This window comes from Nocardiopsis salina YIM 90010 (genome assembly GCF_000341025.1).
Classification (GTDB): domain Bacteria; phylum Actinomycetota; class Actinomycetes; order Streptosporangiales; family Streptosporangiaceae; genus Nocardiopsis; species Nocardiopsis salina.
Window position 1 is genome coordinate 1 of the sequence record NZ_ANBF01000054.1, and the last position, 11,037, is coordinate 11,037.

Below are 11,037 nucleotides of genomic sequence, written 5' to 3' on the forward strand. Positions count from 1 at the left end.
GTCCGCTCCGGAGGCCTGGTCGGGTCCCTGCTGCTCCGGACCCTGACCCGGTCCCTGGTCGGCTGCACCTGCCGTGCCCGCGGCACCGGCACCGGACCCCGGCATCCCGCCGGATTCGGGGGAGCCGGGCCGGGCGCCGGGCTGCTCACCCGGCTGCGGCTGCGGGGCGGCCTGCGCCTCGGCCTGACGCTGGGCCTCCGCCTGCTGCCGGGCGCGCTCCTCGTCCGCCTTGCGCTTGGCCTCTTCCTTCTGCTCCCTGCGCTCCTCGGACAGGTCGGCCCAACCCTCCTTGAGGTTGCCCAGGAGCTTGTTGAACCGGCCGCCCTTCTTGCCGTCCTCGTCACCGAGGTCCGGGGCGCCCTGTCCGTGGGCCGCGCCGGAGAAGGCGGGGTCGTTCGGGTCGAAGACGGCCGTCCCGGCCACGCCTCCGGGGGCCGCTTCATCGGACCCGCTCGGCGACCCGGGGTCGAAGACCGCGGTCCCGCCGACCGGGGCGTCGGGGTCGAACACGGCGGTGCGAGGTGCCTGGTCACCCGAGCCCGAACCGGTGTCCGCGCCCGCTCCTGCATCCGGATCCGGGGCGGTGTCACCGGGGTCGGAACCCCGCGCGTCGCGCGCGTGTGCGGCCAGGTCGGCGGTGGGGATCTCGTCACCGTCGGTGAGGTCCGCCGTCGGCAGCTCGTCGTCCTCGTCCGCAGACGCTTCGCCGACCGACGCTCCACCTGCAGCCGTGGCACCCCCCGGCGCTCCTCCGCGGCCGGGGATGTCGTCGGGGTTGATCCGTACGGTGCTGGGCTCGTCCTCGGCGGGGGTGGGGGATGCGGGGGCCGACGCGGGGGAGAAGTCCTGTGCGGGGGAAGCAGGGGTCTGGGGGGCGGAGGGGTTGATCCGTACGGTGCTGGGCTCGTCCTCGGCCGGCTGGGGTGCCGGTCCGGAGGTGTCCAGCCGTACGGTTCCCTCCTCGTCCTCGCCCGGGGCCGCAGCGCCCTGGTCACCGCCGTCCAAGCGGGTCGTGGCGGGTTCGTCGCCGACGGCCGCGTTCCCACCCCGGAGTTCGCTCAGTGAACGGGTATGGCGCGTCCACTCGTCACCGTTCCACCATCTGAGCGTCTGTGCGTCGCCCTGCGGGTCCGCGTACCAACCCGGCTCGATAGATCCACCCATGGCGGACAGACTAAGGGCTTTTGGCTCGTCACTTAACCAGCGGTACCCGAATAGTGGTGTTTGACGACAGGTGTTCTGGTTTTAGTTCAATGACCGAATTCAGGGGATGGCTGTGGCATGTGTGCCGGGAGAGGTCCGGAGCGCGGTCCCACCGCTGTCCGGGGTGAGCAGACGGCCCACGTCGATGAGGCCCGGACCGGGCAGATGCGAGCCCGGAACCTGGTCGTGGCCGAAGTGTCCCCCGCGCGCCCACATGCGCGCCGTGCGCTCGCGCGCGAGGCGGTCACGCACGCAGACATCGTCGCCGGGGGGACCGGCCGGCCAGCGGCGCGCGACCCCCCACGAGTCCAGCCAGTCCATGATCGCCGTCAGGCCCAGCATCGGTCCGTCGGTGAACGGAACACTGCGCCGCGCCACCACCGCCACCACCAGACACACGCGCCCCTCGTCGGCGTGGTCGACGTGCTGTCCGTAGTAGCGCGTCGCGCCCAGGGAGAGGTCGCTGCGGCGGGTCGACGCCAGGGTCTGCACGATCTCGCCGGAGAGGGGGTCCCACACCAGGTGGGGCGCGCAACCCTCCGCCACCAGGCGTTCGGCCTCCGCGCGGGCCGACCCGCATCCCGGGGCGGTGCCGGTCACGGTCCACACTGCCCGTGGTGCGCCCGCGCCCGGGGGCCCGTGGTCGCTGCCCCCTGCGAGTCGCTGCGCGCCGGGCATCCACGCGTTGGCCATGGCAGCCCCCAATCCGGTCGTCACGGGTCCGGCCCCGCAAGGGGGAGTGGGGCCGGACAAGCCCTGGTCCCTTCTGCGTACGCCAGGGCCCAGGGGTTGTCCAGAGCCGTTCTGCGCGGGGACAGGGTCATGTCACCTCGGGGACGGGTCCGGCAGGAGCGGCCGGAGCCGCCTCGCGCCCACCGCGTCCCCGAGGTGTCTCTCGCACAGTCGGCTCCGGAACCGGGCCGGGACATGCGCGGCCCCGTCCACCAGGCGGCGGATCAGCTCCCGCCGCCGGCGCCCCCCGTGCCGCTGTCGTCGATCCGCAGCGAGAACGCCTGCACGAAGATGTCGCCGATCTCCCGCGGGTCCTCGGTCCGGTAGGCCGCACCGCCCGTGGCGGCGGCGATCTCCTGCAGCGGCTCGACGTCCTGCACCTCCGGGCCGAACGCGATCGTGATGATCGGGATCGGCCGCGAGGAGCTGGAGAGCTCGTCGATGCCGTCCAACAGCTCGTCCAACTCCATGCCGCCCGGGTGGTCGTTGTCGCCGTCGGTCAGCATGAGGATGACGTTGGTGCGGTCGGGCCGGTAGGTCCGCGACATCTCCTCGTAGGCGGCCAGGTAGGTCTCGTACAGGGCCGTGTCGCCGTCCGGCAGCGGCTCCAGGCCGTCCAGTTCCTGTGCGATGACGTCGCGGTGCTCGGTGCCGCCGTCGTCGGTGGCCTGGAGTTCGCGCACGGGCGCGAGCTCCTGGTGGTGCAAACCGTCGTTGACGTCGGTGGAGAACTCCCACAGCCCCAGTTCCGAGGTCGGGGTGAACATGTCGAGCCCGTCGTCGGCGGCCGCGCCGGTGACCTGCATGCGGGTCATGCCGGTGCCGGGAACCTCGGCGAGCATCGAGCCGGACACGTCGACGACCGTGAGGACCCGGGAGTCCATCTTCAGCTGTGTCCAGGAGCGGGTGAGTTCGTCTATCGACCCCTCGGAGGGCACGGGCAGCTCGTCGGGCACGTCCTCCTGGAATCCGGCGTCCCCGGTCAGCACGTCCGAGTCCATCGTGTCATCTGTGTCGCGGAACCCCTCCCTCAGGAAGTGCTCCTGGTTCTCGTCGGCACGCACCGCGCTGCGGAACTCCTCGGCCGCGCGCGTCACGGCGCTCTCCTCGCTGCGCACAACGTACGGGTAGTCGAGGTAGTAGGTGCTGTCGAGGTACCCGGCCTGTGCAGGGCTCTCGGAGTGCAGGGTGTTGTAGCGCCACACCGCCTGCTCCGACATCACCATGAGCGGCGGGGACTCGGCGTCGCCACCGCTCAGTGCCAGGAACGCGGCCTCCTCGTCGGCGGAGGCGCCCTGGTGCAGCGACTGCAGGGCCGCGGTCATCTGCGCGTTGAAGGCGTCTGCGTCGTCGGAGGCCTCCCTCAGCGCGCCGTGCAGCAGGTACAGGGTTCCCAGTCCGGTGGAGCTGCGCACGGGGTCGACCACTCGCACGGTACGGTCCTGGTCCTCGCCGGGGGCGCCGGTGGGAACGACGTCCTCCCAGCTGCTCTTGGAGGAATCGTCGGCGTACTCCTCCAGTTCGGCCATCACCAGCGGCGAGCGGGCCAGCGAGGTCCCCGTCTCGGTGATGATCGCATCACCGGCCTCGCCCTGCACCATGCGCGGCCACACGGAGGAGTCCGGGATCCACACGTCGGACTCGGTGTCGCCCATCGTGGCGCCCGACCCGGTGATGGCGTAGGCGACGTCGGCGGGGTCCGCCTGGCGCACGTCCACGCGCACGCACTGGCCGTCGACGGTGTTCTCCTCCTCGTTGAAGCCCTCGGCCACCGCCTGAACGGCCGGGGCCATCTCCGGGACCACGGCCACGTCCAGGTCGAGCTGGGAACCGCAGCCGTCGGCGCGGTCGACGAGCACGTACACGCCTGCCGCGGCGATGGCGAGAACGATCACCAGCGCGCCGGCGAGGGCGGCGACGGCCCCTCCTCGGCCGCGCCGTCTCCGGCGCTCGCCCGGGGGTTCCTCTGCGTATTTTCCGCGGTGACGTCCCACAGCTTTCCTCACGGGGTGGTGTACGGACCGTGTCGTACAGGGGATGGACGGGAGGCCCGCCGGCGGGGGTTCGGGCGGACCGAAACGGTGTTACTGGAGGGAACGGTACTCAACCGTTCGGTGCCCGAAGATGGCTCCTGGCACGGTTCGTGGCGGGGAGGCGGCCTCGGTACGACCGATCACCTCGGCGGTCCCTGCCCGGTCCGTCGAACCGGGCAGGGACCCCGCCGACCCATTCCGATACCCGATCGAGACCCGGGGGTGGTGCCCCGTGGTGAGGGTCTGGCGGGCGCGAGCGCGGTGTACGGGTCGGCGCTCCGGGCTCAGTCGCAGTCCGGCACACACAGGCGCCGGGAGATGGAGCTCAGGAAGATGTCGCCGATCTCGTCGGGGTCGTCGGTGACGAAGGACGAACCGCTGGTCGCCGAGGCGATGGCCTGCAGCTCTGCCTCGTCTGCGCCGTCGCCGAAGGCGATGATGAAGAAACTGACCGGGCGCTCGGGGTCGAAGCGGTCCTGCAGCGCCTCGACCAGCTCCTGGTGGCTGATGTCGCTGCTGCCGTCGTCGACGCCGGCGGTCAGCATGATGACGCTGTTGATCTTGTCCTCGTGGTAGTTGTCCTGGATCTCGTTGAAGGCCTCGAGCATGTTGTCGTACAGGCGCGACTCACCGCCCTCGACCGCGATCCCGTCGGCGACCTCGGCCAGTTCCTGGCGGCGGGTGACGTCGCCGTCGTCGGTGGCGCCGAGCTGGTGCAGGTCGGCGGCCTCGTCCCGGCCGTCCGCTCCGAGCTCCTCGGAGAGCATCCACAGGCCCATGTCGGTCTCGTCGGGGAAGAGCTGCAGGCCCGTCCGTGCCGCTTCCCGGGCGGCCTCGATGCGGGAGGAACCGCCGTCGAGGCCGCCCTGCATGTGCACGGAGGTGTCGGCCAGGACCAGAGCGCGGCTGGGCATCGACAGCCTGTTCCAGTCGTTGACCGCGTCCACGAGGGCGTCGCCGGTCAGGTCTCCGTGTACCTCGGGCTCGTCGGCGACGATGCCGGACTGCCCCTCCAGGGCGTCGGACGAGGAACCGTCCGGTTCGCGAAAGCCCAGGTCCTGCATACGTGTGCGGTAGGCCTCAGCGGCCACCACCTCGTACAGGTCGGCGGCGGCCGAACGCATGTGGGGCTCTTCGGTGGTGGTCACGTACGGGTAGTCGAGCCCGACCGTGCCCTCCTCCGGGTAGAACGCCTCGAGCCCGGGTGCGTCGTCGGGGCGGGTGGTGTTGTGGTCCACGACCGCCTGCTCTGGCACGACCACCAGCGGGTCGACGCGTTCCTGCGCGGCGTCGGAACCGCTGTAGAACGTGCTGAGGTCGATCTCGCCGAACGCGCTGTCCTGCTGCACGTCGCGCACGAAGTCGGTCATGTCGGTGTCGGCGGCGTCCCCGGTCCCCAGGTGGTCGCGCACCGCGTACATCACGGCCATCCCGTCGGCGCCGCGGTTGGGGTCGACCATGACGACCTGGCGTTCGGGGTCGCGCTCGTCGGGCAGCAGCGTGGTCCAGGGAGCCTCGCTGCCCCCGGGCAGGCCCTGGGTGTCCTCGGGTGCGGTCATCACCACCGGCGAGGAGGCCAGGGACGGCGGGTCGGTCTCGATGCCGTGCGCGCCCTCGGCCGACACACGGGCCAGTTCCACCCAGGCGGAGGACTCCGGGACCCACACGTGCGGGGCGATGGTGGAATCGCCGGGTCGGCCTCCTGAGATCGCGCTCATGATGCGGTGCGGGGCGATCTCATCGACCTGCGCGTACACGCACTCGCCGCCGTAGGAGGGGGAGGTGGAGTTGAACTCCGAGGCGGCCTCGCGCAGCACGGGGGCCATGCTCTGGGTCGTGGAGACCCGCATGTACCGGGTCTCACTGCAGCCGAGGGCGTTCAGGCCGACCGGAACCAGGATCGCGGCGACGGCGACGAGCGCGACGACGATCGCGGTGATCCCCAGCGGCGACCGCACCACTCTGCGGGTGGTGGCGGCGGTCGGTGAGGCAAGTCGATGGCGTCCAGTGGACACAGGAACTCCGGGGGCGTAGCTGTGTCCGGCTCCGGTGCGGGGGTTCCGGAGGCCGGAGGGTCGGGGCGGACGCGGGCACGGGCCCCGGGTGCGGTCGCGGACACCCGGGCCGAGCACCCGCGGACGACGGGGGTGTGAACCGACGGGCCATGGGTCACATCACACTGTATGGGTGGTGATGTATGGACCAAGTACCACGAAGGTTTCCCAACGCGACCTTACTCGTTGGTAATGCCGAGATGGAAGGGGTGCGGAGCCGCAGGAAGCGGGTGCCGGACGCCCGCCGCGCGCACGATCGTGCGGACGGAGCGGGGAGACCGCTTTGTTACCGTGCTCCCCCAGAAGCACTCCGCGGGCCCGCTAGTCTTGAGGGTCTCTCCCGGAGTCCGTGGTGCGCCCCACGCCTGCCCCCGCGCGCCTGACGCAACCGTGACCGACTGACCCCCGAGGGTTTTGGCATGTCCCAAACGCACCGTGAAGACCGCGACCGAGGACACCTCGGCCCCAAGCTCCTCGCCGGCGCCTGCTGTGTCGGGGCGCTCGCCTACGCGGTCCTCGTCGGTCCGTCCATGCTGCCGCCCCAGGACGTGGAGGCCACCAACACCGCGGGCAGTGAGGAGACTGAGGAGCCGGTCGAGGAGCCGGAGGCCGAACCCGAGCTCGATGGGCCCGTCGGTCACCTGGAGGTTCAGGTCAGCGAGAGCGACCGCGCCTGGGTGCAGACGCTCACGTGCACCGGCGATCTCGACCGTGACCACGCAGCATGCACCGCCCTGGCCGAGGCGGCCGTGGACTTCGAGGGCGACACCGACTCCACCGTCGAGGTTCCCGAGCTGCAGGAGGAGGAACTCGAGGAGCAGGAGCGCGCCGAGGACGAACCGCTCGAGGCGGGCGTCGAGGCCGGGGCCCCCGAGGAGGACGCCGGACAGGAGCCGGGCAGCGAGGTGCTGTTCACCGAGGTCCGCGAGGGCACGGTCTGCACCGACACCGTGTACGGCCCGCAGGAGGCCTCCATCACCGGCGTCTGGGAGGGCGAGGACATCGACACCACGCTCTCGCGCCAGGGTTCGTGCGAGGAGGCGCGCTGGCAGCGGCTGCGCTCGCTGACCGAGGAGCTCGCCTGAGCCGGTGACCGGCAGNCGTCGTCCGGACCGGTGTCCGATATCGGCGATCATGCTGGGCATGGAGATCATCAGGGTCAGCGACCCCACCGACCCGCGCCTGGCCGACTACACCCGGCTGCGCGACGTCAACCTGCGCCGCCACCTCGAGCACGAGCACGGGCTGTTCATGGCCGAGGGGGAGAAGGTCATCCGGCGCGCCGCGGCCGCCGGGTTCGCGCCGCGCAGTTTCCTGCTGACCGAACGGCGCGCACGGGCCCTGGACGGCCTCGTCACCGGCTCCGACGCTCCCCTGTACGTGGTCGGGGAGGAGACCGCGCGCGAGCTCGTCGGCTTCGACCTGCACCGCGGCGCTCTGGCCGCTTTCCACCGCAAGGCCCTGCCCGGCCTGGAGACGGTGTTGGACGGGGCGCGGCGCATCGTCGTCCTGGAGGACCTGGTCGACCACACCAACGTCGGGGCGATCTTCAGGAGCGCCGCGGGGCTGGGGGTGAACGCCGTCGTGCTCGCGCCCCGCTGCGCAGACCCCCTGTACCGGCGTTCGGTGAAGGTGTCGATGGGCGCGGTGTTCACCCTGCCGTACACGCGCCTGACCGACTGGTACGGCGGCCTGGACGCCCTGCGCGGAGCCGGGTTCGAGCTCATGGCGCTGACCCCCGGGGAGGGATCCGTTCCCCTGCGCGAAGCCGTTTCCGGGCTGGCGCCCGACGCACGCGTGGGACTGCTGCTGGGAACCGAGGGCGACGGGTTGTCCTCACGGTGGTTGGAACGCGCCACCGCACGCGTGCACATCCCCATGGCCGACCGGGCCGTGGACTCGCTCAACGTGACGGCCGCCGCGGCCGTGGCCTGTTACGAGCTGGCGCAGAGCTGAGTCGGCGTCGCGGTGTTCATTCCCGGGCCGGGGTGACCTGCGAGAGCACACAGATCCAGCCCTGCCCGGTGCGGTGGTAGAGGTCGGTGGTCCACTCGTCGGCGTGGAACTCGCGGCCCCCGAAGTGCGCGGTGTTGACCACCCGCGCAGTGATCGCGGCGGTGTCTCCGTACACGCGCACGCGCTCGGTGCCCGGGACGGGCTCCATCCTGCTGTGGGTCAGGGCCCCGGAGGAGACCAGGGACAGGAACCGCTCCCGGGTGCCCACACCGTCCTCGTCGACCAGGACCCAGTCCTCGGTCATGAAGCGCCCGATCTCCTCGGCCTCGTTGGCCACGATGGCGCGGCGCCAGGCCTGTGCCTGCGCCCGCAGCTCCTCGGTCCCGTCCATCGGTTCCCCCTTCCGCTCGCCGACAGCCTCGTGCATCCGCCCGGGATCCGGCCCTGCGCCGCGCCGGGCACCCGGGTGGGTTCGGCGGACGGGCGCCCGGGGAACCAGGTCGCCCCGGCACCTAGGGTGGCCCGTGACGAGCACCGATGCGGAAAGGTTGTGCAGCCACATGGGCGGCCGAGCACTCGTGCAGTGGGAACAGAACCGGGAGAACGCCCCCGCCTCCCTGGAGGTCGACCTCTACGCGGGCGGTCCCGCGCCCACGAGGGGGCTGGACGAGGTGACCTTCTACCAAGTGCCCTACAGCCCTTCGACCCAGGGCGTGGACGAGTCCACCGAGGTCATCACCCGCATGCCGAACCTCGAGGTCGTGCAGCTGGTCTCGGCCGGGTACGAGCAGGTCGTGCCGCTGCTGCCCGACCACGTGACCCTGTGCAACGGGCGCGGCCTGCACGACGCGAGCACCGCCGAGCACGCGCTCGCGCTCATGCTGGCGGCACAGCGGGACCTGCCGCGGTGGGCGGTCGACCAGCGCGACCACCGGTGGGGCTCGGTGCCCCAGCGTTCCCTGGCCGACTGCCGGGTGCTGATCGTGGGGTACGGGAGCATCGGCGCGGCCGTCGAGCGCCGTGTGCTGCCGTTCGAGACCAGCGTGACCCGGGTGGCGAGCCGCGCCCGGCCCGACGAGGACGTGCACGGCGTCGACGAGCTGCACGGCCTGTTGCCGCACGCGGACGTCGTCGTCATCGTCACCCCGCTCACCGAGGGCACACGAGGGCTGTTCGGAACGCGGGAGTTCGAGCTGCTGCACGACGACGCGCTGGTGGTGAACGTGGGCCGCGGACCGGTCGTGGACACCGACGCGCTCCTGGCGCAGGACGGCCGCGTGCGCGCCGCTCTCGACGTGACCGACCCGGAACCGCTGCCGGTCGACCACCCGCTGTGGGATGCGCCGGGCGTGCACATCACCCCGCACGTGGCCGGGGGTGCGGCGTCGTTCTACCCGCGCGCCCGCACGTTCATGGACGCCCAGCTCGCCCGCTGGGCCGCCGGTGAGCCGCTCGCCAACGTGGTGCGCCCCGGCACCTGATCGGCCGCGGGCCGTGCGGGCCCGCCGGTCCGGCACCCGGTCCCGGTACGCCCGGGGTGAGCCGACCGGGTGCCGAAACACAGCGGGGTCGGGGCCGCCCCGCTCCGACTGCGCCGTGCAGGGACGTGTTCCCTGTGCCCGGACGGGGTGTGCCGGACCGGGTTCGACCGTGGCCGGGCGCCCCGGGGACTACGGCACCGCCCCCGGCCGCGCTGCGCACGCAGGTGTCCCCGGGCCCGCTGCGGGAGACTGGGGGCATGCGGATCGCGGTGGTCGCCGACGGCGAGGGCGGCGGGTGGCTCCAGGAACTGGGGATCGCCCGCACCGAGCGCGTGCACGACCTCGCCTCCGCCGTCCATGCACGCGAGAACGCCGCCGGGCCGCCGCCCCGCTGGGTGTGGGCCGAGTGGGAGGACCTCTACCCCGACCTCGTGCGCGCCGGTGTCCGCGTCCGTCGCAGCCACGACACCGCCCTCACCGAAGCCCTCCTGCTCGGCCACGAGGGACGCCACGAGGAACCCCGCTCCCTGGGCGCGGCGTGGGCCCGCCTCAACGGCCGCCCCGTGCCCGACGACCCGGTGCGGCGCACGGGCGAGGGCGCCCACGCCCAGCCGGCCCTGTTCGGGGCCGACCGCTCCACCCTGCCCCCGGGGACCGACCGCCTCGCCGCTCTGGCCGTGGTCCACGACGACCAGGTCCGTCGCCTGGAGTCCCTGAACGACTCCGGCGGCCTGCGCCTGCTCGCCGCGGTCGAGTCGGCCGGCGGGCTCGCAGCGGCCGAGATGAGCCACGACGGTCTGCCCCTGCGACCCGACGTCCACGATCGGCTGCTCACAGAACTCCTCGGTCCGCGTCCGGTCGCCGGGCAACGTCCCGCCGTGCTCGCCGACCTGGCCGCCCGCATCGGCGATGCCCTGGAACAGGAGCTCAATCCCGACTCGCCCTCCCAGGTCGTGCGGGCACTCGCACGCGCAGGCCACCCGGTCCCCTCGACCCGCTCCTGGGTCCTGCGGGAGGTCGATCACCCCGCCGCGCCCCTGCTCCTGCGGTACAAGGAGCTCGCCCGCCTCCACTCGGCCAACGGCTGGGCCCCGCGGGAACAGTGGGTGAGCGAACGCCCCGGCCCCGGGGGCGAGCGGCTCGGGCGCTTCCACCCCGACTACGTCGTCGCGGGCGTGGTCTCGGGGCGCTGGGCCACCCGTGGCGGGGGAGGCCTCCAGGTTCCCAAGGCACTGCGCGGAGCGGTGCGTGCCGACCCCGGGTGGGCGCTGGTTCGGGCCGACGCCGGGCAGTTGGAACCCCGTGTCCTGGCCGCGGTCTCCGGTGACCTCGCCCTGGCCGAGGCCGCCGCCGAGGAGGACCTCTACGCCCGGCTGGCCGTGCACGTGGGCGGCGACCGCGACCGCGCCAAGATCGGCATGCTCGCCGCGATGTACGGCCAGACCACCGGGGACGCCGCGCCCCTGCTGGCAACCATGCGCCGCCTCTATCCGCGCGCGCTCGAGCACGTGGACGGCGCGGCCCGTGCCGGTGAGGAGGGCCGCGCGGTGCGTTCGTGGCTGGGGGGGGGGGGGGGGG

General features: G+C 72.6%; 9 protein-coding genes. 4 read left to right on the forward strand and 5 right to left on the reverse strand.

Going from position 1 to position 11,037, the window contains the following annotated elements:
- From D474_RS0105840 to D474_RS0105855, 4 genes are all read right to left on the reverse strand, one after another.
- On the reverse strand, positions 1–1,164 hold a 1,164-nt coding region (locus D474_RS0105840), incomplete at its 3' end, for a DUF2510 domain-containing protein (protein ID WP_017612655.1).
- Positions 1,165–1,263: 99 nt separating this feature from the next.
- A complete protein-coding gene (locus D474_RS0105845) occupies positions 1,264–1,812 on the reverse strand; it encodes a hypothetical protein (RefSeq protein ID WP_017612656.1) in 549 nt (182 codons plus the stop codon).
- 347 nt (positions 1,813–2,159) lie between these two features.
- Positions 2,160–3,929 carry a substrate-binding domain-containing protein gene (locus D474_RS0105850; protein ID WP_026118212.1) on the reverse strand — a complete coding sequence of 590 codons (1,770 nt, stop codon included), beginning with the start codon at positions 3,927–3,929 and terminating at the stop codon, positions 2,160–2,162.
- A 323-nt stretch (positions 3,930–4,252) separates the two neighbouring features.
- Positions 4,253–5,983, reverse strand: a complete 1,731-nt coding sequence (locus tag D474_RS0105855; RefSeq protein ID WP_040703109.1) for a substrate-binding domain-containing protein — start codon at positions 5,981–5,983, stop codon at positions 4,253–4,255.
- Positions 5,984–6,441: 458 nt separating this feature from the next.
- Between D474_RS0105855 and D474_RS0105860 the strand changes: the two genes are divergently transcribed.
- Complete coding sequence (locus D474_RS0105860) at positions 6,442–7,107, forward strand: hypothetical protein (RefSeq protein ID WP_017612659.1); 666 nt, start codon at positions 6,442–6,444, stop codon at positions 7,105–7,107.
- A gap of 58 nt (positions 7,108–7,165) precedes the next feature.
- On the forward strand, positions 7,166–7,978 hold the full coding sequence (locus D474_RS0105865) for a TrmH family RNA methyltransferase (RefSeq protein ID WP_026118213.1): 813 nt from the start codon (positions 7,166–7,168) through the stop codon (positions 7,976–7,978).
- Positions 7,979–7,994: 16 nt separating this feature from the next.
- Here the strand turns inward: D474_RS0105865 and D474_RS0105870 are convergent, their stop codons facing one another.
- Positions 7,995–8,369: a nuclear transport factor 2 family protein gene (locus D474_RS0105870; protein ID WP_026118214.1), complete on the reverse strand. Its 375-nt coding sequence runs from the start codon at positions 8,367–8,369 to the stop codon at positions 7,995–7,997.
- 169 nt (positions 8,370–8,538) lie between these two features.
- Here D474_RS0105870 and D474_RS0105875 point away from each other — a divergent pair, with 169 nt between their 5' ends.
- The gene (locus tag D474_RS0105875; protein ID WP_017612662.1) at positions 8,539–9,459 is read left to right on the forward strand and encodes a 2-hydroxyacid dehydrogenase; all 921 of its coding nucleotides are present in this window, start codon (positions 8,539–8,541) and stop codon (positions 9,457–9,459) included.
- Positions 9,460–9,716: 257 nt separating this feature from the next.
- On the forward strand, positions 9,717–11,037 hold a 1,321-nt coding region (locus D474_RS0105880), incomplete at its 3' end, for a bifunctional 3'-5' exonuclease/DNA polymerase (RefSeq protein ID WP_017612663.1).

Coding starts and splice junctions, on each gene's coding strand:
- D474_RS0105860 (WP_017612659.1), top strand. CDS start 6,442: ATGTCCCAAACGCACCGTGAAGACCGCGACCGAGGACACCTCGGCCCC.
- D474_RS0105865 (WP_026118213.1), top strand. CDS start 7,166: ATGGAGATCATCAGGGTCAGCGACCCCACCGACCCGCGCCTGGCCGAC.
- D474_RS0105870 (WP_026118214.1), bottom strand. CDS start 8,369: ATGGACGGGACCGAGGAGCTGCGGGCGCAGGCACAGGCCTGGCGCCGC.
- D474_RS0105875 (WP_017612662.1), top strand. CDS start 8,539: ATGGGCGGCCGAGCACTCGTGCAGTGGGAACAGAACCGGGAGAACGCC.